This window comes from Caulobacter sp. FW305-C-30-S16 (assembly GCF_058783025.1).
This window is the reverse complement of sequence record NZ_JBYSYH010000003.1, coordinates 368,984-391,210: the sequence shown is the minus strand read 5'-3', so window position 1 is coordinate 391,210 and position 22,227 is coordinate 368,984. Positions and strand designations below refer to the sequence as shown.

Genomic DNA, 22,227 nt, shown 5'->3' with positions numbered 1-22,227 from the left:
CTGTAGGGCAGGGCGTTCGCAAGAACCGGGCGGCTAGCTCAGCTGGTCAGAGCACCTCGTTTACACCGAGGGGGTCGGGGGTTCGAACCCCTCGCCGCCCACCACCCGTCGCGCACTGCGATGCGCCGCAGCGTGGCGAGTCGGCCTTTGCGAAGGCGGACCGATCCAAATCGGCGCCCGGCGCGTATTGCTTCCATGATCGCATTGATCCTGTCCGTTTCGCTCGGCCTTTCGCTGGCCATGATGCTTGTCTGGGCCTACCAGCGGGCGGTCGCAAACGGGGGCTGGACGGACGTCGGCTGGACCTTCGTCACGGGCGCGGCGGGCGTGGCCTACGCACTTTGGCCCGGCCCCGACGGAATCTCGGCGCGGCAGTGGCTTTGCGCGGGCCTGATCGCCCTCTGGTCGGTGCGACTTGGAACCCATCTGGCGCGGCGCGTGGGCGGGACGAAGGGCGAGGACGCCCGCTACGCCGCCTTCCGTCGCCAATGGGCGCCGCACTTCCAGCGCCGCATGTTCGGCTTCCTGCAGACACAGGCCGCCGCAGGTGCATTGCTGGCGCTGGCGGTGCTCGCGGCGGCGCGCAATCCCGCGCCAGGCCTCGGCTGGCAGGACCTGGCCGGCGCGGCGCTGATGATCGGCGCAATCCTCGGGGAAGCTCTGGCCGACGCCCAGCTTGCCCGCTGGAAGCGTGACCCGGCGAACCATGGCGGCATCTGCGAGGATGGCCTGTGGGGCTGGTCGCGGCACCCCAACTATTTCTTCGAGTGGCTGGTCTGGCTGGCCTGGCCGCTGATCGCGATCGGGCCGGGGCATCCATGGGGCTTTGCCGCCTTGATCGGCCCGGCGTTCATCCTGCTGTTGCTGGTCAAGGTCTCGGGACTGCCGCCGCTGGAGGCCGCCATGCTGCGCTCGCGCGGCGACGCCTGGCGCGACTACCAGAAGCGCGTGTCCGCCTTCGTTCCCTTGCCGCCCCGAAAGGTCCGTCCATGAGCCTGATCGCCGCCGCCATACACGCCGCCGAGGGGCTGCCGGCGCCCGACAGCCTGCGTCGCGCCGCCATTTCCTGGCTCGTGGAAGGTCAGCGCCGCGAGCTGCTGGCCCTGCCCAAGGACGCGCCGGCCGCTTTCGCCCGCGACATGCGCCAGCGGCCGATCGCCGAGCATGTCGACGCCGCCAACGACCAGCACTACGAACTGCCGCCCGAGTTCTTTCGCCTCGTTCTGGGGCCTCGCCTGAAATACTCGAGCTGCCTGTACGAGCCCGGCGACACGATCGGTCTGGCCGAGGTGCGGGCGCTGGCGCAGACGTGCGAGCATGCCGGGCTGGCTGATGGCCAGACTATCCTCGAGCTGGGCTGTGGTTGGGGTTCGCTCAGTCTGTGGATGGCCCAGACCTATCCGAACGCCCGGATCACCGCCGTCTCGAACTCGCACGGGCAACGCCGTCATATCGAGGCGCAGGCGCGCGAACGCGGTCTGGCCAACCTCAAGGTGGTGACCCAGGACGCCAACCTCTTCGAGCCGGCCGGCCGCTTCGACCGGATCGTCTCGGTCGAGATGTTCGAGCACATGGCGAACTGGGATCAACTGCTCGGCCGCGCCCGCACGTGGCTGAACCCCGATGGCCGGCTGTTCCTGCACGTCTTTTCCAGCCGGACCGCGCCCTATCGATTCACGCATGAGGACCCGGCGGACTGGATCGGGAAGTACTTCTTCACCGGCGGTTTCATGCCAAGCCACGACCTGATCCGCGACTTTTCCGACCTGTTCACCGTCGAGGCCGACTGGCGCTGGAACGGCAAGCACTACGAGAAGACCGCGCTGGACTGGCTGGCCAACATGGACCGGCACGATCTGGCGGTGCGGCGGATCATGCAGGACGTCTACGGCAAGGACGCGGAGCTCTGGCGTCGCCGCTGGCGGCTGTTCTTCCTGGCCACTGCCGGCCTGTTCGGCCATCGCGGCGGCGAGGAGTGGGGCGTCAGCCACTATCGGCTGGCGCCGGCCTAGAGCAACGCTTCGAGCACATCCTCCGCGTCGCGGGCGGCCATGTCGGTGGCGATGGCCGCGCCGAGGGCGCCCGCCGCTGCGCGGGGGGCGGGATCATCGAGCAACTGCGTCACGGCAGCGGCGATCTTCGCCGGCGTCGCGTCCCGCTCCAGCATCAGGCCCGCGCCACGGGCCGTGACGCGCATGGCGTTGTCGCGCTGGTCACGCAGGCCCGGCAGGATCAGCAACGGCAGACCCGCCATCAGCGGCCGGATCGTCGAGCCGTGACCGCCATGGGTGACGAACACGCTCGCGCTTCCGAACAGGGCGCCGTGCGGCGCGCTGGCGACGACCTTCACATTGCTCGCGGGCGTGAAGGCCTCTGGATCGAGCGCCGGGCCGAGCGTGACGAGCGCGCGGACGGGCAAGTCGCCCAGCGCCTCGATACAGCGGCGCAGCAGGTCCTCCTGCGCTTCGTAAAGTCCGGATGATGTGACCACCACCAGCGGCCGCGCATCGTGCGGCGACCAGGGCGCGTCCCAGGCCTCGGTCTGGACCGGGTCACCCACATAGGGGCCGACATAGACGAACGGCTCGGCCAGTGGCTCGGGCGCGAAGTCAAAGCTGCGGCTGGTGGCCAGCAGAATGCGGCGGGCGACGGCGAGCTGGTCGAACAAGTCCGCCAGCGGCGGCAGGCCGAGGCCCTCGCGCGCGGCGTTCAGGTCCGGCAGGCCGCCCTGGAACAGCATCCGCGTGGTCTCGCCGACCATCTGATGCAGCATAACATCCTGATCGCTCGCGGCCGGCGCCATGCCCGCGCCGAACGGCGGCATTCCGGCCAGGGTCGGGAACGGCCAGACGTTGGCGCAGAACAACGCCAGCGGGACCTTCGCCGCCTCGGCCGCCATCATCGCGCCGAACAGGAGTTCCTGGCTCACCACGACGTCGAACGCCGCCGAGTCGAGCGCCTCCAGTACGTCGCGCGCATAGAGCGCAGCCGGGCCGGAGATCAGGCGGCCACAGAGGTTCTGGATGCCTTCGGCCGGGTTGTCGGCCTCCCAGTCGCGCAGGATGTCGCTGGCCGCGGTCTTGTCCGGGCGGGACGGCGCGTGCCGCCAGGGGCGGAATGGCAGGCCCAGGGCCCCGGCTTCCGGGCCGTTGCAGGCGTCGCTGATCACCAGCACCTGATGGCCCCGGTCGAGCAGGCCGCGCGCGACGAGCATCATCGGCTGGACGTGCCCGCCGCCTTCCCAGGTAGTGAAGAGAAATCGCGCCATGGGTCCCCCTGTCTCTGGCCTAGACCGGCGGGCGCGGTGTCCGCAAGGCCGTTGACAGGTTGATCAAGAGTGATATCACTTTGATACCATTTTACGGAGGGGCCGATGGCCGAACATGGAAGCATCAACCGCACGGCCGAGCGGCCCGGCGGCGGCAGCAATGGCGGGCTGATCCTGCTGGCCATGCTGGCCCTGCTCGGGGTCGGAATCTGGCTGGTGACGAAGATCGAAAGCCCCGGCGGCGCGGTTCAGGGGATCTTCGGCATCTTCCTGATCGTCCTCGCCTCGTTCGGCCTTGCCGGCTTCTATTCGCTGCAGCCCAACGAGGGCGCGGCGATCACCCTGTTCGGCAGCTACAAGGGCACCGACCGCACGACCGGCCTGCGCTGGGTGCTGCCCTGGTACGGCCGCAAGAAGATCAGCCTGCGGGTGCGCAACGTCACCAGCGAGATGCTCAAGGTGAACGACAAGCGCGGCAACCCGATCGAGATCGCCGCCAACGTCGTCTGGCGGGTCGAGGATTCGGCCCAGGCGCTGTTCGACGTCGACGACTATGCGGCCTTCATCAACATCCAGATCGAGACGGCCCTGCGCGAAACCGCGCGGCACTATGCCTATGACCATGCCGAGGACGAGGAGCCGACGTTGCGTGCGGACGCCGAGATCGTCGGCGAGAAGCTGAAGGAAGACCTGCAGACGCGGGTCGCCGTCGCCGGCATCGCCATCGACGAGACGCACCTGATGCACCTTGCCTACGCCCCCGAGATCGCCGGCGCGATGCTGCGGCGTCAGCAGGCCGAGGCGGTGCTCGCCGCGCGCCGGACCATCGTCATCGGCGCCGTCAGCATGGTCGAGAGCGCGCTGAACCAGCTCAGCGAGCGGGGCGTGGTGCACCTCGACGATGAGCGCAAGGCGACCATGGTCTCGAATCTGCTCGTGGTGCTCTGCGGCGACCGCGACGCCCAGCCCGTGCTCAACACTGGCACCCTCTACGGGTGAGGCGTGGCCAGTCCGGGAAAACGCGCCTTCCTGCTACGGGTGAAGCCCGAGGTGCTCGACGCTGTCGAGCGCCTCGCGGCCGCTGAGCTGCGCAGCGTCAATGCGCAGCTTGAGGTGCTGCTGCGGGAAGCGTTGTCGCGGCGCGGCGGGGTCAAGCCCAAGGACGGCGAGGAGCGTTAGCCACCCCTGGCGCCGGCGAAAGCCTCGATGATCGCCCGCAGCTCGGGCTCCTCGACCATCCGGGCGGCTTCCAGCGCCGGCGCCCAGCGGCGCTGGCGCTGTCGTCGTTCGGGCCAGTCCTTCGCCTCCGTCGCCACGGCGAGCGGATAGACATCAACCCGGCAACGCTGCGCCGAACCTGACTTCATCCGCTTGCGATAGCGGAAGGCGCCGATCGGCGCCGGGGCGATCTCGCCCCGGACGCCCGCTTCCTCCCATGCTTCCTGAGCGGCGGCGTCATGGGCGGCCAGGGTGATCATCGGCCAGCCCTTGGGGATCACCCAGCGCCGGGTCTCCCGCGAAGTGATCAGCAGGATCTCGACGCCGGACTTGGTGTCTCGCCAGGGCAGGGCGGCGTACTGCTGTCGATGGGCGACCCACTCGATCCCCCGCAGCCGCTCGCGCACCCGCCCGAACAGGGAGCGGCCTCGGCGCAGGCGGATGTTGAGCTTCTGGAGCAAGGGTTCAGGCTCGAATCGCGATGTTGGCCGACGAGCATGGGTGGCCCGTTGGGCGGGGTCCATAGGCGATGGAACGCGCAAGCGACGGGATCGGTCTGGCGATTTTCAGGAGAAATGGCGCGAATGACGGGACTCGAACCCGCGACCTCCGGCGTGACAGGCCGGCGCTCTAACCAACTGAGCTACATCCGCTAAGACGCCCGCCTCGCGGCGAGGGGCGTCTGATAGGTGTGTCCCTTGGGCCTGTCAACCGGTCAGGAGGGGATCAGGTAGTGAAACGGCGCCGCCGGGCCCGTCGCCAGCGCGAAGGCGGCCCAAAGACCTGTCACCACCAGGCCCGAAACGAAAAAGGCGAGCGCAAATGGTAGCAGGGTCGAGAGCAGGCCGCCGACCCCCATGGTCGGCGCCCAGCGCCTGGCGAAGCCCAGGACGAGGATGAAATAGGGGGTCATGGGCGAGGCGATGACGAGGCTCGAATCGCCCATCCGGTAGGCTGCCGTGGTCATCTCCGGGCTGACGCCCAGCAGCATCAGCATCGGCACCAGCACCGGACCCAGCGCCGCCCACTTGGCCGAGGCCGACGAGATGAGCATGTCGAGCAGGGCGCCGAGCAGGGTCACGCCGAGCAGGATGAAGGCCAGCGGCAGGCCTGACTGGCGCAGCGCGTCCGCGCCGTTGATCGCCGTGATGGCGCCGAGGTTCGACCAGTTGAACATGGCGATGAAGTGCGAGGCTACGAAGGCCAGCACGATGTAGGGCGCCATGGCCGCGATCGACTCAGACATCAGCCGCACGACGTCGGCGTCCTTGCGGACCGCCCCTGTGCGCAGGCCGTAGACGCAGCCGCTGAGCAGGAAGATCAGGAAGAACCCGGAGACGAGTGAGCGGAAGAACGGCGTCCATTGCGCCGGCCCTGTCGCGTCGGCGTCCCGCAGCGGTCCGCCGGGGACCAGGACCAGGGCCGCCCACAGAGCGACCACGGCCAGCGCGGCCAGGCCGGCCAGCATGAGCGCGCCTTTCGGCGCGGCGGGTGGATGGCCGACTTCGCTGGCCGGAGTCGGCGCGGCGGCAGGCTTCCACGGGCCGAGACGGGGCTCGACCACCTTTTCAGTGACCCACCAGCCGACCAGGGTGAAGACCACCGCGCCCGAGGCGGTGAAGTACCAGTTGCCGGCGAGGTTGGCGGTCCAGCTCGGGTCAAGCAGGCGGGCGGCCGGCTCGGTGAAGCCGAGAATCAGCGCATCGAACTGGCCGGGCAGGGGGTTGCCTGCGAAAGAGGCGATCGTTGCGGCGTAGGCGCAGCACAGGCCGGCGATCGGATGGCGACCGGCGGCGGCGAACACCACCGCGGCGAGGGGCGGGAGCACGACGATGCCCGAATCAGCCGCGTGGTTCGACAACAGGCCGATCAACAGCACCATCGGGGTCAGGATCGCCCTCGGGCTGGCCTTCACCAGCCCTGCGATGGCGGCTGACAGCAAACCGACCCGCTCGGCGACCCCGGCGCCCAGCATGACCAGCAGCACCAGACCCAGCGGCGCGAAGCTGGTGAAGGTCTTGGCCATCTCCGTGAGCAGGGTGCGGATGTTGCCCGGCGCCAGCAGGCTCTGGGCGACCAGAACCTCCTTTGTCACGGGGTTGGTCGCGCTGACGCCGAGGGCCGAGCAGATAACGCTGGCGAGGACGACGCCGCCGATCAGCCAGAGGAAGATGAACACCGGATCGGGCAAACGGTCGCCGAAGCGCTCGACGGCGTCGAGGATCCTGAGGGCGAGGGATTTCTTCGGCGGGGCGGTGTCCGTCATGGCGGAAGTCTGCACGCGGCGGAGGCGTCGGCAAGACCGGCGTTACGCGGTCGGGCTCCTGGCGCGTCCGTCGGCACGGCCCTGCGCGCCTGCTCGGGATGAGGCGCGTATTCAGGCGTCATGGTGAGCAGGGCCGAGGGTCCGCGCCGAACCACGCAACACGGCGTTTGAACCCCTCACGGCCATGGGCTAGAAGGGCCGCGACTCCTTTGCGGGACCCCCATGAACGCCTTTCTCCTCCAGTATCTGCCGATCGTGATCTTCCTCGGGATCGCGGCCGCCCTCGGCGTGATCTTCATCGTCGCCGCCCTTGTCGCCGCGCCGTCCGCGCCGGACCCTGAAAAGCTCTCGGCCTACGAGTGCGGGTTCAACGCGTTCGATGACGCGCGAATGAAGTTCGACGTCCGGTTCTACCTGGTCTCGATCCTGTTCATCATCTTCGACCTGGAAGTGGCGTTCCTGTTTCCCTGGGCCGTGAGCCTGATGAAGCTTCCCCACGACCAGACGGTGTTCGCCTTCTGGTCGATGATGGGCTTCCTCGGGGTGCTGACGGTGGGCTTCATCTACGAATGGAAAAAGGGAGCCCTGGAATGGGAGTGATCGTTCCGGCCGGCGTTCCGGCGCTCTCCGGCGGCCGCACGGTCGTTGAGGGCTACGACGCCAGGCTCCATGACCCCTATTTCGACGGCGTCAGCCAGCAACTGGCCGACAAGGGCTTTGTCACTGCCGCCGCCGACGACCTCATCACCTGGGCGCGCACCGGCTCGCTGATGTGGATGACGTTCGGCCTCGCCTGCTGCGCGGTCGAGATGATGCAGGCCTCGATGCCGCGCTACGATCTGGAGCGCTACGGCTTCGCGCCGCGCGCCAGCCCGCGCCAGAGCGACGTGATGATCGTCGCCGGCACCCTGACCAACAAGATGGCTCCGGCGCTGCGCAAGGTCTACGACCAGATGCCCGAGCCCCGCTACGTCATCAGCATGGGCAGCTGCGCCAACGGCGGCGGCTACTACTATTACAGCTACAGCGTCGTGCGCGGCTGCGACCGCGTGGTGCCGGTGGACATCTACATCCCCGGCTGCCCGCCGACCGCCGAGGCGCTCGTTTACGGTGTCCTGCAGCTGCAGAAGAAGATCCGCCGGACGGGGACCATCGAGCGATGAGCACGGACCTCGAAGCCCTCGGCCAGGCCATCGTCGCCAATGCCGCTGGCGCGATCACCACCTACAGCGTCGCCTTCGGTGAACTGACCGTGACCGGCCCGGCCGGCCGGGTCGTCGACGCCCTGACCTTCCTGCGCGACAACCCTGATTGCCGGTTCCACCAGCTGGTGGACCTGTGCGGCGTCGACTATCCCGAGCGTCCGCTGCGGTTCGACGTGGTCTACCACCTGCTGTCGCTGGTGAAGAACCACCGCATCCGCCTCAAGGTGCAGACCGACGAGGACACCGCCGTGGCCAGCGTCGCGGACCTGTTCCCGGCGGCCAACTGGTTCGAGCGCGAGGCGTTCGACATGTACGGCATCTTCTTCAGCGGCCACCCGGACCTGCGCCGGCTGCTGACCGACTACGGCTTCCACGGCCATCCGCTGCGCAAGGACTTCCCGATGACCGGCTACGTCGAGGTTCGCTACGACGACGAGCTGAAGCGGGTGGTCTACGAGCCGGTGAAGATCGCCGAGTTCCGCCAGTTCGATTTCCTCTCGCCGTGGGAAGGCGCCAGCTACGCCCTTCCGGGCGACGACAAGGCCGGGAGCTGATCATGGCCGACGACGCCTCGACCCTTCCGGCCATCCCGGAAACGCCGGTCCGCAAATTCAACATCAACTTCGGCCCGCAACACCCGGCCGCGCACGGCGTGCTGCGCCTGGTGCTGGAGCTGGACGGCGAAGTCGTGGAGCGGGTCGATCCGCACATCGGCCTGCTGCATCGCGGCACCGAAAAGCTGATGGAGGCCCGCACCTACCTCCAGAACATCCCGTACTTCGACCGCCTCGACTACGTCGCGCCGATGAACCAGGAGCACGCCTTCTGCCTGGCCATCGAGAAGCTGCTGGGTGTGGAAGTGCCGAAACGCGGCTCGATCATCCGCGTGCTCTACAGCGAGATCGGCCGGATCCTGAACCATCTGCTCAACGTGACGACCCAGGCCATGGACGTCGGCGCCCTGACGCCGCCGCTCTGGGGCTTCGAGGAGCGCGAGAAGCTGATGATCTTCTACGAGCGCGCCTGCGGCGCTCGTCTGCACAGCAACTACTTCCGCCCCGGCGGGGTCCACCAGGACCTGCCCGAGGCGCTGATCGAGGACATCGATCGCTGGGCGATCGCGTTCCCGAAGATCTGCGATGACATCGAGACGCTGATCACCGGCAACCGCATCTTCAAGCAGCGCAACGTCGACATCGGCGTGGTCAGCCGTCAGGAAGCCATCGACTGGGGCTTCTCCGGCGTGATGGTGCGCGGCTCTGGCATCGCCTGGGACCTGCGCCGAAACCAGCCGTACGAGGGCTACAGCGAGTTCGAGTTTGACGTTCCGCTTGGCGTCAACGGCGACTGCTACGACCGCTACCTCTGCCGCATGCAGGAGATGCGCGAGTCGACGAAGATCATCCGCCAGGCCTGCGCCATGCTGCGCGGCACGCCCGGCCCGGTGATGACCCTGGACAACAAGGTTGTTCCGCCGCGCCGCGCCGAGATGAAGTCGTCGATGGAAGCCCTGATCCATCACTTCAAGCTCTACACCGAGGGCTTCCGTACGCCGGAAGGCGAGGTCTATGCCTGCGTCGAAGCGCCCAAGGGCGAGTTCGGCGTGTTCCTGGTCAGCGACGGGTCCAACAAGCCCTACCGCTGCAAGATCCGCGCGCCCGGCTTCCCGCACCTGGCGGCCATGGACTTCCTCAACCGCGGCCACATGCTGGCCGACGTGAGCGCCATCCTGGGCAGCCTGGACATCGTGTTCGGGGAGATCGACCGGTGACGCCTGAAGCCGTCGCCCAGGCGCAGCTCGACTCCTACAACGTCCAGGACCTGGACGGGCACTGCGCCTGTTTCGCCGATGACGTCGTTGTCTGCGATCTGAACGGCGAGCCCAACCTGCACGGCATCGACGCTTACCGCGCCCGCTACGAAGGCGTCTTTGCGCAATATCCGCAGAACCGCGCCGAGCTTGTCGCGCGGATCGCCATCGGCAACACCGTCATCGACCACGAACGCGTTTCTCGCGGCCCCGAAGGCCCCGTGTTTGAAGTCGCCGCCATCTACACCATCGCCGGCGACAAGATCGCCCGCGTCGATTTCGTGAAAGCCTGACGCATGTCCGTCCGTCGTCTCGCCAAAGAGCAACCCGCAAGCTTCGCCTTCAGCAAGGACACGCTGAAGACCGCCCAGTGGTGGATCGCCAAATACCCCGCCGAGCGGAAGCAATCGGCGGTGCTGCCGATCCTTTGGCTGATCCAGAAGCAGGAAGGCTGGGTCTCCGAGCCCGCCATCCGCGTGACCGCCGAGCTGCTGGGCATGCCGGTGATGCGCGTTCTGGAGGTGGCCACCTTCTACACCATGTTCCAGCTGGAACCCGTTGGTAAGGTTGCGTTTGTCCAGCTTTGCGGCACGACGCCCTGCATGCTGTGCGGCGCGAACGACCTGAAAAAGGTCCTGCACGACAGGATTGGCCCGAAGAACCACGTCTCGGCTGACGGCAAGTTCAGCTGGGAAGAGGTCGAGTGTCTGGGCGCCTGTTCCAACGCCCCGATGGCCGCGATCAACGACTACTACTACGAGGACCTGACGCCGGAGAGCCTGGGCCAGATCCTCGACGAGTTCGCGGCGGGCAAGAAGCCCAAGCCCGGCTCGCGCATCGGCCGTGGCGCCTCCGAACCGCACGGCAAGATCCAGACCCTCCTCGATCCCAGGCTCTACGACGGCTCGGCGGCGAAGAAGATCAAGATCCCCAACCTTCCCGAGAAGCCGAAGAAGGCCAGGAAGGCGGACGCGCCCGCATGATCTCCCGACGTCCGCTCATCCCGGCGAAGGCCGGGACCCAGGCCTTTTTCCTGAGCGGACAGGGTTGCGGAGCTATGGGCGAACAAACCTGGGTCCCGGCCTTCGCCGGGATGAGCGGTGTCTGCAATGACTGACACCGGTGAAGCCGAACTGCTGGCCAAACAAACCGCCTATATCGACACCCTGCGCGGCCTCTATCGTCGCGAGCGGCTGGTCGGCTTCTTCCTGATCCTTGCGGGCTTCGGGCTCGTGGCCCCGTCCTGGTGGGCGCCCGACTGGTCCCGCCTGGCGATCCAGATCGGCTACGGCCTGATCATGCTCGGCTGGGTCGCCTACATCTACATCATCTGGCGCCGCACCGCGTGGCGCCGCGCCAATCCCTTCGATCCGAAAGCCTAGAGAACCATGGTCGGCATCCTCGAAGACAAGGACCGCATCTTCACCAACCTTTACGGGCTCCAGGACTGGGGTCTCGAAGGGGCGAAGAAGCGCGGCTGCTGGAACGGCACCAAGGACATGCTGGACGCCGGCGGTCCGTGGATCATCGACAACATCAAGCAGAGCGGCCTGCGCGGCCGCGGCGGCGCCGGCTTCGGCACCGGCCTGAAGTGGTCCTTCATGCCCAAGGAGGTGAAGGACGGCCGTCCGCACTACCTGGTGGTCAACGCCGACGAGTCCGAGCCCGGGACCTGCAAGGACCGGGAGATCATGCGCCACGATCCGCATCTGCTGATCGAGGGCTGCCTGATCGCCTCCTTCGCGATGCAGGCGCACGCCTGCTACATCTACATCCGCGGCGAATACGTGCGTGAGCGCGAGGTGCTCGAGGCGGCGATCAAACAGGCCTATGAGGCGAAGCTGATCGGCAAGAACAACGTCCACGGCTGGGACTTCGACCTCTACGTCCACCACGGCGGCGGCGCCTACATCTGTGGCGAGGAAACGGCGCTGCTGGAGAGCCTCGAAGGCAAGAAGGGCCAGCCGCGCCTCAAGCCCCCGTTCCCGGCCGGGGCCGGCCTCTACGGCTGCCCGACCACCGTCAACAACGTCGAGAGCATCGCCGTCGCCGGCACGATCCTGCGCCGCGGCGCAGGCTGGTTCGCGGGCTTCGGTCGGCCGAACAACACCGGCACCAAGCTGTTCTGCGTTTCCGGGCACGTGAACCTGCCCTGCAACGTTGAAGAGGCGATGAGCATCCCGTTCAAGCAGCTCATCGAGGACCACTGCGGCGGCATCAAGGGCGGCTGGGGCAACCTCAAGGCCGTGATCCCCGGCGGCTCGTCGGTCCGCATGATCCCGGCCCACGAGGCCGAAGACGTGCTGATGGACTTCGATTCCCTCTCGGCCCTGAAGTCCGGCCTCGGCACCGCGGCGGTCATCGTCATGGACAAGTCCACCGACCTGATCCGCGCCATCGCCCGCCTGAGCTACTTCTACAAGCACGAGAGCTGCGGCCAGTGCACGCCGTGCCGCGAAGGCACCGGCTGGATGTGGCGGGTGATGGAGCGCATGGCCACCGGCGAGGCGGACATGAAGGAGATCGACATGCTCCTCGACGTCACCACCCAGGTCGAAGGCCACACGATCTGCGCCCTCGGCGACGCGGCGGCCTGGCCGATCCAGGGCCTGTTCCGTCACTTCCGGCATGAGGTCGAGGACCGCATCACCAGCTACCGCGCCGGCAAGCCTCACGTTCAAGGGGCGAGCCTGATCGCGGCGGAGTAGGGGGGTGACCAGGCTCCCTGTCCTGATCGCCGCGCTGATCCTTGCTGTGACCACCTCCGCCACGGCGTCTGCCGACGTCGCCGCGCCGTGGGTGTCGGTTCGCAGGCTCGACCGGCTGCCGACTCCGTTGCCCTATCCGTTCAACGAAAGACAATCCGAGGCCGCCGCGATGGCCGAGGTCGACGCGGCCTTCGCGCGGGCGCGCTCCCGGGGAACAAGGGTCCTGGTCGATTTCGGCGGCAACTGGTGCGGATGGTGCCGGATCCTCGAAGCCGTGATCGACCTGCCCGAGGTGAAGCCGTTCGTTGAGCAGCACTACGAAGTGGTGCACGTCTACACCAGCTCCGGCGGCGCCCGCACAGACCGGAATCTCAGGATCCTCGCGCGGTTCGGTCTCCGGCCCGGCGACATCGAGGGGTATCCCTGGGTGGTGGTGGCGACCGCCGATGGCGACGTCCTGCACAGTTCGTACGAAATCACCGACGATCGTCACCAGACACCGCAGGCGATGGTGAACTGGCTGGCCGAGTGGGCTCGCTAGTGGAGATGGGGCGCGCTGAAGGTCTCATGATCCGCCCCCTCGAATGCGGCACGATCACCGCGCCGGCCAATGTCTTCCAGGAAGACCTGACCGGCGTGCGGACCGTGCCGGTGATGGCCTTCCTGATAGAGCACCCGACCCGCGGCCATGCCGTGTTCGACACCGGCCTGCGGCCCGACATGGACGGCAAGCTGCTGTTCGGCGCCTATGCCTGCAGCCTGCCCGTCGGGCATGACCTGGCCTCGCGCCTGCGTGCCATCGACGTCGATCCGGACAAGGTCGAACGGCTGGTCGCCTCACATGCCCATTTTGACCATCTCGGCGCCGCCGATCTGTTGCCCAACGCTGACCTCTACATCCATACGTCCGAGCTGGAGCGGTCGCTGGCCGATCACCCGAAGGCCCACGGCCGCCTCGCGCTGGAGATGGGCCACCGACGCGTGCTGACCGGCGACAGCCACGACCTGTTCGGCGACGGCTCCTGCGAGCTGTTCCATACGCCGGGCCACACCTGCGGCCACCAGTCGCTGCGGGTGAAACGGGCCGGCGGGTATGACGTTCTGGCCGGCGACGCCTGTTATTTCTGCGAGACCCTCGAGCCGCTCGGCGTGCAGCCGAATCCACAGGATCGCGAGGTCTATCTCGCCACCCTGACGCGATTACGGGCGATGGCGCGCGGCGGGGATTTCGTCGTTCCGGGGCACGATCTGGGGTTCATGGCCTCGATCCCGGCGCAGAGCGCCATGAGCCCGACGTTTTCCCCCGTTTCGAGGCCCCCGAATGGTTGACGCGGGGCGTGAAGCGATAGAGACAGCGCACCAACGCGGCTCCCGTTCCAACGGGGGTCGGCGCGCCCATGCTCAGGTAGTGCAGCCCATATGCCCATAGCCAAGGTCAACGGCGTCGAGGTCGAGTTCGAGCCCGGGATGACGGTCCTGCAGGTGGCCGAGCTGGCGGGCGAAGAGATTCCGCGTTTCTGCTACCACGAGCGCCTGTCGATCGCCGGCAACTGCCGCATGTGTCTTGTCGAGGTGAAGCCCGGGCCGCCCAAGCCGCAGGCGTCCTGCGCGCTGCCCGCCGCCGAGAACCAAGAGATCTTCACCAACACGCCGATGGTCAAGAAGGCCCGCGAAGGCGTGATGGAATTCCTGCTGATCAACCACCCGCTGGATTGCCCGATCTGCGACCAGGGCGGCGAGTGTGACCTGCAGGACCAGGCCATGGGCTATGGCCGCGACGGCAGCCGCTACGCCGAGAACAAGCGCGCCGTCGAAGAAAAGGAGATGGGCCCGCTCATCAAGACCGTGATGACGCGCTGCATCCAGTGCACCCGCTGCGTGCGGTTCATCACGGAAGTGGCGGGCGTCCCGGAGATCGGCCTGATCTCGCGCGGCGAAGACGTTGAAATCACGACCTATCTGGGTGCGGCTGTGACCAGCGAGCTGTCGGGCAACGTGAACGACCTGTGCCCGGTCGGCGCCCTGACCCACAAGCCCTGGACCTTCAACTACCGGCCCTGGGAACTGAAGAAGACGCAGAGCGTCGACGTGATGGATGCGCTCGGCAGCGCGATCCGCATCGACAGCCGCGGCGCCCAGGTGATGCGCGCCCTGCCGCGGATCAACGAGGACATCAACGAGGAGTGGCTCAGCGACAAGAGCCGCTACGCCGTCGACGGCCTCGGCCGCCAGCGCCTCGACCGCCCGTATGTGCGGGTGAACGGCAAACTCAGCCCCGCGACCTGGGGCGAAGCGTTCGCCGCCGTCGCCGCGAAGGTGAAGGCCGCCAGCCCTGAGAAGATCGGCGTGATCGCCGGCGACCTGCAGGACGCCGAGTCGATGAAGGCCGCGCTGGACCTGTTCAGCGGCCTTGGCGTCAGGAACCTCGACTGCCGGCAGGACGGAACCGCGCTCGGCGCCGGTCCGCGTGAAAGCTGGCTGTTCAACACCACCCTGGCCGGCATCGAGCAGGCCGACGTGGTGCTGCTGGTCGGAACCAACCCGCGCCACGAGGCGCCGGTGTTCAACGCCCGCCTGCGCAAGCAGTGGCTCAGCGGCAGGACCCGCTTCGGCGTGATCGGCCAGCAGGCCGACCTGACATTCGACTACGACTACCTCGGCGCCGGCCCGGCCTCGATCACCGGCCTGGCGAAGAGCAAGTCCGAGTTCGTGCAGGCGCTGAAGGCCGCGAAGAACCCGGCTATCATCATCGGCCAGGGCGCGCTCGCCCGCGCTGACGGCGGCGCGGTGCTGAAGGCGCTGGCGAGCCTCGCCAGGAGCTTCAATATCGTCCGCGAGGGCTGGAACGGCTGGAACGTGCTGCATACCGCCGCCGCTCGCACCGGCGGCCTGGACCTCGGCTTCCTGCCGGGCGAGGGCGGCCTGACGGCGGGCCAGATGGTCAAGCCGGGCGCGCTGGACGTGCTGTTCCTGCTCGGCGCCGACGAGATCGAGGCCTCGGCCTCCGGCGCCTTCACGGTCTATCTGGGCAGCCACGGCGACCGCGGCGCGCACAAGGCCGACGTGATCCTGCCGGGCGCCGCCTACACCGAAAAGAACGGCCTCTATGTGAACACTGAGGGCCGCGTTCAGATGGGCGAGCGGGCCGTGTTCCCGAAGGGGGAGGCCAAGGAAGACTGGTCGATCCTGCGGGCCCTGTCCGAGCACCTCGGCGCGAAGCTGCCCTACGACAGCCTCGACCAACTGCGCATCAAGCTGTTCGCCGACCACCCGACCTTCGGCCAGATCGACTTCGCACCGGGCTCGATCCCGTCCGCGCCGGATCTGTCGGGCCTGGGCGACGGCGGCAAGCTGTCGGACGAGCCGTTCGCGGCCGCGGTGACGGCCTTCCACCTGACCAACCCGATCGCACGCGCCAGCGTGACCATGGCCGAATGCGCGGCCCTGGCCGCCGGCACGGCAAAAATGGCAGCGGAGTAGGCGAGTGCCCGAGCAAGCCGTCTCCCCCTGGCTCTGGTTCGGTCTGGCCGTCGGTCAGATCCTGCTGGTTCTCATCTGGCTTCTGCTCAGCCTGGCGTTCCTGCTGTGGGGCGACCGGAAGATCTGGGCCGGCGTGCAGATGCGCAAGGGTCCCAACGTGGTCGGGCCGTTCGGCCTGTTCCAGTCCTTCGCCGACTTCCTCAAGTTCGTCCTGAAGGAAGTCGTGATCCCGGCCGGGGCCGACAAGACGGTCTTCCTCCTGGCGCCGCTGCTCAGCTTCACCCTGGCCTTCCTCGCCTGGGCGGTTGTCCCGCTGGCGCCCGGCTGGGTGATCGCCAACCTCAACGTCGGCATCCTCTACGTGCTGGCGATCAGCTCGCTGGGTGTCTACGGCATCATCATGGGCGGCTGGGCGTCCAACTCGAAGTACCCGTTCCTCGGCGCCCTGCGCTCTGCGGCCCAGATGGTCTCGTACGAGGTTTCGATCGGCTTTGTGATCATCACCGTGATCCTGCTCGCCGGGACGATGAACCTGACCGAGCTGGTGGAGAAGCAGGCGGGCTGGATCTGGAACTGGAACGTCTTCGGCGGCGGCCTCGCCAATCTGCCGATCGCGCTGGTGATGATCCCGATGATGGTGATCTTCTACATCTCGGCCCTGGCCGAGACGAACCGCCCGCCGTTCGACCTGCCCGAGGCCGAGTCCGAACTCGTGGCCGGCTATCAGGTCGAATACAGCTCCACGCCCTACCTGCTGTTCATGATCGGCGAGTACGCCAACATCGTCCTGATGTGCGCGATGATCTCGATCCTGTTCTTCGGCGGCTGGAATCCGGGCTTCCCGACACCGTTCATCGAGAGCTGGCCGGACACCGCGCAGAGCTTCTTCCTGTTCCTGATCTTCTTCGCGAAGATCGTCTTCTGGTTCTTCATGTTCGCCATGGCCAAGGCCATCGTGCCCCGTTACCGCTATGACCAGCTGATGCGTCTCGGCTGGAAGGTCTTCCTGCCCACCACGCTCGTGGCGGTCGTGCTCGTCGCGGCCTGGCGGGTGTTCGGAGGCGCGGCATGATCCGGACCATCGCGCCCGTCGCCCTTCTCGTCCTGCTCGGCGCCTGCGCTGGCGTGCAGGCGAAGATCGAGAGCTACAGCCTCGGTCGCGGCGTGGTGACCTACGACGACATGCGCCGCGCCAAGGAACAGTGCGCCTCCGAGGGCGGCGTCGTGCGCCCCAAGGACGGCGGCGGCGACATGGCCCAGATGTCCAACTACGTCTGCGAAATCCAGCCCAGGAAGGCCGGCAACTCATGATGCAGCGCATCGGACAGGCCATCAAAGGGGCGGCCCTGCTGGACTTCGTGGGCGCCTTCGGGCTGGCCATGAAGTACATGGTCGCGCCGAAGAAGACGGTCATCTATCCCAACGAGCGCGGCCCGCAGTCGCCGCGCTTCCGCGGCGAGCACGCCCTGCGTCGCTATCCCAATGGCGAAGAGCGCTGCATCGCCTGCAAGCTCTGCGAAGCGGTCTGCCCGGCGCAGGCGATCTACATCGAGGCCGAGCCGCGTGGCGACGGCAGCCGCCGCACGACCCGCTACGACATCGACATGGTGAAATGCATCTACTGCGGCCTGTGCCAGGAGGCCTGCCCGGTCGACGCCATCGTCGAGGGGCCGAACACCGAATACGCCACCGAGACCCGCGAAGAGCTCTACTACGACAAGGAACGGCTGCTGGATAACGGCGACCGCTGGGAGCGCGAGATCGCCAAGAACCTCGAACTGGATGCGGCGTTCCGATGATCTCGCTTCAGGCCATAGCCTTCTATCTCATGGCGACGACGACGATCCTGGCCGCTCTGGCCGTGGTCTTCGCGCGCAACCCCGTGCACTCGGTGCTGTTCCTGATCACCGCCTTCTTCAGCGCGGCGGGCCTCTTCGTCCTGATGGGCGCGGAGTTCCTGGCGATGCTGCTGGTGGTGGTCTACGTCGGCGCGGTGGCGGTGCTGTTCCTGTTCGTCGTGATGATGCTCGACGTCGACTTCACCCAGTTGCGGGAAGGCTTCTCGCGCTACCTGCCGATCGGCGGGGCGGTGGCCGGTCTGCTGACCATCGAGATGATCATCGTCGCCACGACGGTCGCCACCCAGGGGGCGGCCAAGGCGGGCGTTGCGCCCAACGCCTCAGGCGGGACCGACGTGACCAACGCCGAAGCCATCGGCCGGGTGCTCTACACTGACTACGTCTACTTCTTCCAGGCGGCCGGCATGGTGCTGCTGGTTGCCATGATCGGGGCCATTGTCCTGACGCTGCGCCACAAGCCGGGCGTCAAGCGTCAGAACATCGCCGCCCAGAACGCCCGCACGCCGGCGACCGGCATGACGATCGTCGACATCAAGCCCGGCGAGGGGATCTCCGAATGATTGGTCTGACCAACTACCTGACCGTCGCGGCGATCCTGTTCACGATCGGGGTCTTCGGCATCTTCGTGAACCGCAAGAACGTCATCATCATCCTGATGTCGATCGAGCTGATCCTGCTGGCGGTGAACATCAACCTCGTCGCCTTCAGCGTCTTCCTGCACGACGTGGTCGGGCAAATCTTCGCGATGTTCGTTCTGACAGTCGCCGCGGCAGAGGCCGCCGTCGGCCTGGCGATCCTGGTGACCTTCTTCCGTAACCGCGGCGATATCGCCGTGGACGACGCCTCTGTGATGAAGGGCTGACCCTTGCAACAGCTCGTCACCATCCTCCTCTTCGCCCCGCTGCTGGGCGCCCTGATCGCGGGGCTGTTCGGCCGTCGCATCGGCGATGTCGCCTCCCAGGCGGTCACCACCGGCCTGCTGCTGCTGACCTGCGGCCTGTCCTGGTACACCTTCAGCCAGTGGACCTGGGGCGGCCTTGAGCCGTTCACCGTCGCGCTGGCGCCGTTCATCAACGTCGCCGACTTCCAGTCCAGCTGGGCGATCCGCATCGACGGCCTGAGCGCCGTGATGCTGGTGGTCGTGACCACCGTCTCGGCCCTCGTGCACCTCTACAGCTGGGGGTACATGGCCGAGGACGACAGCAAGCCGCGTTTCTTCGCCTATCTGTCGCTGTTCACCTTCGCCATGCTGGCGCTGGTGACCGCCGCCGACTTCATGCAGCTGTTCTTCGGCTGGGAAGGGGTGGGACTGGCGTCCTATCTGCTGATCGGCTTCTGGTTCAAGAAGCCCACCGCCAACGCCGCCTCGATCAAGGCCTTCGTGGTCAACCGGGTCGGCGACTTCGGTTTCGCCCTGGGCATCATGACGGTGTTCTGGGCCTTCGGGACCATCCAGTTCGCCGAGCTGTTCCCGCTGATCGCCGCCGGCGCCGGCAAGGCCTGGGAGTTCGCCGGCCAGAGCTACCCGCTGATCGATCTGGCCTGCGTGCTGCTGTTCATCGGCGCGATGGGCAAGTCGGCGCAGTTCTTCCTGCACACCTGGCTGCCGGACGCGATGGAAGGCCCGACCCCCGTGTCGGCGCTGATCCACGCGGCCACCATGGTCACCGCCGGCGTCTACATGGTCTGCCTGCTGTCGCCGATGTTCGAATACGCCCCGGTGGCGCGTAACGTCGTGACCCTGATTGGGGCGGTCACCGCCCTGTTCGCCGCGACGGTCGGCCTGGCGCAGAACGACATCAAGCGGGTCATCGCCTATTCGACCTGTTCGCAGCTCGGCTACATGTTCTTCGCGGCCGGGGTCGGCGCCTATCAGGCGGCGATGTTCCACCTGTTCACCCACGCCTTCTTCAAGGCCCTGCTGTTCCTGGGCGCCGGCTCGGTGATCCACGGCATGCACCACGAGCAGGACATGCGCCGCATGGGCGGGCTGTGGAAGTATCTGCCGGTGACCTACGCGGTGATGACCATCGGCACCCTGGCGATCACCGGCTTCGGGATTCCGGGCATCGATCTGGGCTTCGCCGGCTTCTACTCAAAGGACACCATCATCGAGGCGGCCTGGGCCGCGGGCCGCGAGAACGGCTTCGCCTACTTCGCGTTCGTGATCAGTCTGCTCGCGGCCGGCCTGACGGCCTTCTACAGCTGGCGCCTGGCCTTCATGACCTTCCACGGCACGCCGAAGTGGGCCGCCGAGGCGCACCATGACGATCATCACGCTGACGCCCATGCCGCGCACGACGACCACGGGCATGACGACCACGCGCATGGCCATGGCCACGCCCATACGCCGCACGAAAGCCCGCTGGTGATGCTGGTTCCGCTGCTGGTGCTGGCGGTCGGCGCCCTCGCGGCCGGCTATGTGTTCGTCGAGTACTTCGTGGGCCACGACCAGGAAGAGTTCTGGAAGGGCGCGATCGTCAACGGTCCGCACAACCACATCCTGCACGAGATGCACGACGCGCCGCCGTGGGTCATCTGGGCGCCGCTGGTCGTATCCATGACCGGCCTCGCCATCGCCTGGTGGGTCTATATCGCCAAGGAGGGCATGGGCGCCCGCATCGCGGCCAACCGCGGTCCGGCCTGGACCTTCCTCTATAACAAGTGGTTCTTCGACGAGCTCTACGACGCCACCTTCGTGCGCGCCGCCCGCTTCCTGGGCGACCTGTTCTGGAAGGGCGGCGACCAGAAGCTGATCGACGGCTTCGGCCCCGACGGCGTCGCGGCGGTGTCCGTGGCCGTCGGCAAGCGGACGGGCCGGCTGCAGAGCGGCTATGTCTACCACTACGCCTTTGTCATGCTGCTGGGGGTCGCCGGTCTGCTCTCGTTCGCCCTCTATGCCTTCTCGCGGGGAGGCTGACCGATGCCCGGCATTCTCTCCCTGATCACCTACCTGCCGCTGGTCGGCGTCGCCGCCATCCTGGCGCTGCGGTTCGTCGGCCAGCCCGGCGAGGCCCGCGACACGGCTGCCAAGTGGATCGCGCTGGTGACCACCCTGGTCACCTTCGCCCTCTCGCTGAAGCTGGTGCTCGACTTCGACCCGGCCAACGCGGGCTTCCAGTTTCTGGAGGAGATTCCGTGGTTCGCGGGGCTCCACTATCGCATGGGCGTTGACGGCATCTCGGTGCTGTTCGTCCTGCTGACGGCCTTCCTGCTGCCGCTCTGCGTGGTCGCCAGCTGGAAGACCATCGAGAAGCGCGTCCTCGAATACATGGTCGCCTTCCTGGTGCTGGAGGCCCTGGTTATCGGCGTGTTCTGCGCGCTCGACCTGGTCCTGTTCTACCTGTTCTTCGAGGCCGGCCTGGTCCCGATGTTCCTGATCATCGGCATCTGGGGCGGCAAGAACCGGGTCTACGCGGCCTTCAAGTTCTTCCTCTACACCCTGCTCGGGTCCGTCCTGATGCTGGCGGCGATCCTCGCCATGATCGGCATCTCGGGCACCAGCTCGATCCCCGAACTGATGACCTACAAGTTCGACGAGGGGCTGCAGACCTGGCTGTGGCTGGCCTTCTTCGCCAGCTTCGCGGTCAAGATGCCGATGTGGCCGGTCCACACCTGGCTGCCTGACGCCCACGTCGAGGCGCCCACGGCGGGTTCGGTCATCCTGGCCGGCATCCTGCTGAAGATGGGCGGCTACGGCTTCATGCGCTTCAGCCTGCCGATGTTCCCCAACGCCAGCGAGCTGTTCACGCCGCTGATCTTCGGCATGAGCGTGATCGCGATCATCTACACCTCGCTGGTCGCCTTCCGTCAGACCGACATCAAGAAGCTGATCGCCTACTCGTCGGTGGCCCACATGGGCTTCGTGACCATGGGCATCTTCAGCGGCAACGTGCAGGGCGAACAGGGCGCGATCTTCCAGATGCTGAGCCACGGGGTGATCTCCGGCGCGCTCTTCCTCTGCGTCGGCGTGGTCTATGACCGCATGCACACCCGCGAGATCGCCTTCTACGGCGGCCTGGTGCACCGGATGCCATTCTACGCGGCCGTGTTCATGCTGTTCACGATGGGCAACGTCGGTCTGCCGGGCACCAGCGGGTTCGTCGGTGAAATCCTGACCATGGCGGGGGCCTACGGCGCCTCGACCTGGACGGCGCTGTTCGCGGCGACCGGGGTGATCCTGTCGGCGGTCTATGCGCTGAGCCTCTATCGCCGCGTGATCTTCGGCGAGATGACCAATCCGGCGCTGGCCCAGATCACTGATCTGAACTGGCGCGAGATGGTGGTGTTCACGCCGCTGATCCTGTCGACCCTGTACCTCGGCGTGCAGCCCGACATCGTCTTCAACATCACCGGAGCGTCGGTCGACGCCCTGGTCGGCGCCTGGCGCGCCGCGATCGCCGGGTGAGCCGC

The 22,227-nt window shown here is 67.1% G+C and carries 25 protein-coding genes and 2 tRNA genes; 23 read left to right on the top strand and 4 right to left on the bottom strand.

Translation table 11 applies throughout. From position 1 onward, the window contains the following. Nucleotides 1-27 precede the first annotated feature (27 nt). The 3 genes from AC3WJT_RS13995 to AC3WJT_RS13985 all read left to right on the top strand — a co-directional run bounded on the left by AC3WJT_RS13995 (nt 28) and on the right by AC3WJT_RS13985 (nt 2,012). Nucleotides 28-104, top strand: a tRNA-Val gene (locus AC3WJT_RS13995). 91 nt (nt 105-195) lie between these two features. Continuing rightward, complete coding sequence (locus tag AC3WJT_RS13990; RefSeq protein WP_492343737.1) at nt 196-993, top strand: DUF1295 domain-containing protein; 798 nt, start codon at nt 196-198, stop codon at nt 991-993. Beyond that, a complete protein-coding gene (locus AC3WJT_RS13985; RefSeq protein WP_492343736.1) occupies nt 990-2,012 on the top strand; it encodes an SAM-dependent methyltransferase in 1,023 nt (340 codons plus the stop codon). Before AC3WJT_RS13990 ends, AC3WJT_RS13985 begins: the two co-directional genes overlap by 4 nt. Here AC3WJT_RS13985 and AC3WJT_RS13980 read toward each other — a convergent pair. Further along, nucleotides 2,009-3,268 carry a glycosyltransferase gene (locus tag AC3WJT_RS13980; protein ID WP_492343735.1) on the bottom strand — a complete coding sequence of 420 codons (1,260 nt, stop codon included), beginning with the start codon at nt 3,266-3,268 and terminating at the stop codon, nt 2,009-2,011. The two genes, AC3WJT_RS13985 and AC3WJT_RS13980, sit on opposite strands and share 4 nt — an antisense overlap. Before the next feature lie 105 nt (nt 3,269-3,373). Between AC3WJT_RS13980 and AC3WJT_RS13975 the strand changes: the two genes are divergently transcribed. After that, on the top strand, nt 3,374-4,267 hold the full coding sequence (locus AC3WJT_RS13975; RefSeq protein WP_492343734.1) for an SPFH domain-containing protein: 894 nt from the start codon (nt 3,374-3,376) through the stop codon (nt 4,265-4,267). Between the two features lie 3 nt (nt 4,268-4,270). Beyond that, the gene (locus AC3WJT_RS13970) at nt 4,271-4,447 is read left to right on the top strand and encodes a type II toxin-antitoxin system antitoxin (protein WP_492343733.1); all 177 of its coding nucleotides are present in this window, start codon (nt 4,271-4,273) and stop codon (nt 4,445-4,447) included. Here AC3WJT_RS13970 and AC3WJT_RS13965 read toward each other — a convergent pair. From AC3WJT_RS13965 to AC3WJT_RS13955, 3 genes are all read right to left on the bottom strand, one after another. Further along, nucleotides 4,444-4,947 (bottom strand): NUDIX hydrolase, encoded by a 504-nt coding sequence (locus AC3WJT_RS13965; RefSeq protein ID WP_492343732.1) that lies wholly within the window; start codon nt 4,945-4,947, stop codon nt 4,444-4,446. The two genes, AC3WJT_RS13970 and AC3WJT_RS13965, sit on opposite strands and share 4 nt — an antisense overlap. Before the next feature lie 115 nt (nt 4,948-5,062). Next, nucleotides 5,063-5,139 (bottom strand) — tRNA-Asp (locus tag AC3WJT_RS13960). Nucleotides 5,140-5,201: 62 nt separating this feature from the next. Continuing rightward, nucleotides 5,202-6,752: an AbgT family transporter gene (locus tag AC3WJT_RS13955; protein WP_492343731.1), complete on the bottom strand. Its 1,551-nt coding sequence runs from the start codon at nt 6,750-6,752 to the stop codon at nt 5,202-5,204. A 222-nt stretch (nt 6,753-6,974) separates the two neighbouring features. Here AC3WJT_RS13955 and AC3WJT_RS13950 point away from each other — a divergent pair, with 222 nt between their 5' ends. The 18 genes from AC3WJT_RS13950 to AC3WJT_RS13865 all read left to right on the top strand — a co-directional run bounded on the left by AC3WJT_RS13950 (nt 6,975) and on the right by AC3WJT_RS13865 (nt 22,222). Further along, entirely contained in the window at nt 6,975-7,352 is a 378-nt protein-coding gene (locus AC3WJT_RS13950; RefSeq protein ID WP_492343730.1) for an NADH-quinone oxidoreductase subunit A, read from the top strand. Beyond that, on the top strand, nt 7,322-7,915 hold the full coding sequence (locus AC3WJT_RS13945) for a NuoB/complex I 20 kDa subunit family protein (RefSeq protein ID WP_492343729.1): 594 nt from the start codon (nt 7,322-7,324) through the stop codon (nt 7,913-7,915). The genes AC3WJT_RS13950 and AC3WJT_RS13945 overlap by 31 nt, the downstream gene beginning before the upstream one ends. Beyond that, nucleotides 7,912-8,511 (top strand): NADH-quinone oxidoreductase subunit C, encoded by a 600-nt coding sequence (locus tag AC3WJT_RS13940; protein ID WP_492343728.1) that lies wholly within the window; start codon nt 7,912-7,914, stop codon nt 8,509-8,511. The genes AC3WJT_RS13945 and AC3WJT_RS13940 overlap by 4 nt, the downstream gene beginning before the upstream one ends. Nucleotides 8,512-8,513: 2 nt before the next feature. Beyond that, a complete protein-coding gene (locus AC3WJT_RS13935; RefSeq protein ID WP_492343727.1) occupies nt 8,514-9,728 on the top strand; it encodes an NADH-quinone oxidoreductase subunit D in 1,215 nt (404 codons plus the stop codon). Continuing rightward, the gene (locus tag AC3WJT_RS13930) at nt 9,725-10,060 is read left to right on the top strand and encodes a nuclear transport factor 2 family protein (protein ID WP_492343726.1); all 336 of its coding nucleotides are present in this window, start codon (nt 9,725-9,727) and stop codon (nt 10,058-10,060) included. The genes AC3WJT_RS13935 and AC3WJT_RS13930 overlap by 4 nt, the downstream gene beginning before the upstream one ends. Before the next feature lie 3 nt (nt 10,061-10,063). Continuing rightward, the gene (nuoE, locus tag AC3WJT_RS13925) at nt 10,064-10,750 is read left to right on the top strand and encodes an NADH-quinone oxidoreductase subunit NuoE (RefSeq protein ID WP_492343725.1); all 687 of its coding nucleotides are present in this window, start codon (nt 10,064-10,066) and stop codon (nt 10,748-10,750) included. A 126-nt stretch (nt 10,751-10,876) separates the two neighbouring features. Further along, nucleotides 10,877-11,149 (top strand): hypothetical protein, encoded by a 273-nt coding sequence (locus AC3WJT_RS13920; RefSeq protein ID WP_492343724.1) that lies wholly within the window; start codon nt 10,877-10,879, stop codon nt 11,147-11,149. A 6-nt stretch (nt 11,150-11,155) separates the two neighbouring features. After that, the gene (gene nuoF / locus AC3WJT_RS13915) at nt 11,156-12,475 is read left to right on the top strand and encodes an NADH-quinone oxidoreductase subunit NuoF (RefSeq protein WP_492343723.1); all 1,320 of its coding nucleotides are present in this window, start codon (nt 11,156-11,158) and stop codon (nt 12,473-12,475) included. Nucleotides 12,476-12,479: 4 nt separating this feature from the next. Further along, nucleotides 12,480-13,016 (top strand): thioredoxin family protein, encoded by a 537-nt coding sequence (locus AC3WJT_RS13910; RefSeq protein WP_492343722.1) that lies wholly within the window; start codon nt 12,480-12,482, stop codon nt 13,014-13,016. Nucleotides 13,017-13,042: 26 nt separating this feature from the next. Continuing rightward, nucleotides 13,043-13,804, top strand: coding sequence for an N-acyl homoserine lactonase family protein (locus AC3WJT_RS13905; protein WP_492343721.1), 762 nt, complete (start codon nt 13,043-13,045; stop codon nt 13,802-13,804). A gap of 90 nt (nt 13,805-13,894) precedes the next feature. After that, nucleotides 13,895-15,955, top strand: coding sequence for an NADH-quinone oxidoreductase subunit NuoG (nuoG, locus tag AC3WJT_RS13900; protein WP_492343720.1), 2,061 nt, complete (start codon nt 13,895-13,897; stop codon nt 15,953-15,955). Nucleotides 15,956-15,959: 4 nt separating this feature from the next. Next, on the top strand, nt 15,960-17,027 hold the full coding sequence (gene nuoH, locus AC3WJT_RS13895; protein ID WP_492343719.1) for an NADH-quinone oxidoreductase subunit NuoH: 1,068 nt from the start codon (nt 15,960-15,962) through the stop codon (nt 17,025-17,027). Continuing rightward, nucleotides 17,024-17,266 (top strand): hypothetical protein, encoded by a 243-nt coding sequence (locus AC3WJT_RS13890; RefSeq protein WP_492343718.1) that lies wholly within the window; start codon nt 17,024-17,026, stop codon nt 17,264-17,266. Before nuoH ends, AC3WJT_RS13890 begins: the two co-directional genes overlap by 4 nt. Then, entirely contained in the window at nt 17,263-17,754 is a 492-nt protein-coding gene (gene nuoI, locus AC3WJT_RS13885) for an NADH-quinone oxidoreductase subunit NuoI (RefSeq protein WP_492343717.1), read from the top strand. Before AC3WJT_RS13890 ends, nuoI begins: the two co-directional genes overlap by 4 nt. After that, entirely contained in the window at nt 17,754-18,374 is a 621-nt protein-coding gene (locus AC3WJT_RS13880) for an NADH-quinone oxidoreductase subunit J (RefSeq protein WP_492343851.1), read from the top strand. Before nuoI ends, AC3WJT_RS13880 begins: the two co-directional genes overlap by 1 nt. Beyond that, the gene (nuoK, locus tag AC3WJT_RS13875) at nt 18,371-18,676 is read left to right on the top strand and encodes an NADH-quinone oxidoreductase subunit NuoK (protein ID WP_492343716.1); all 306 of its coding nucleotides are present in this window, start codon (nt 18,371-18,373) and stop codon (nt 18,674-18,676) included. Before AC3WJT_RS13880 ends, nuoK begins: the two co-directional genes overlap by 4 nt. Nucleotides 18,677-18,679: 3 nt before the next feature. Continuing rightward, complete coding sequence (gene nuoL, locus AC3WJT_RS13870) at nt 18,680-20,734, top strand: NADH-quinone oxidoreductase subunit L (RefSeq protein ID WP_492343715.1); 2,055 nt, start codon at nt 18,680-18,682, stop codon at nt 20,732-20,734. A gap of 3 nt (nt 20,735-20,737) precedes the next feature. Further along, the gene (locus tag AC3WJT_RS13865; RefSeq protein ID WP_492343714.1) at nt 20,738-22,222 is read left to right on the top strand and encodes an NADH-quinone oxidoreductase subunit M; all 1,485 of its coding nucleotides are present in this window, start codon (nt 20,738-20,740) and stop codon (nt 22,220-22,222) included. Nucleotides 22,223-22,227 lie beyond the last annotated feature (5 nt).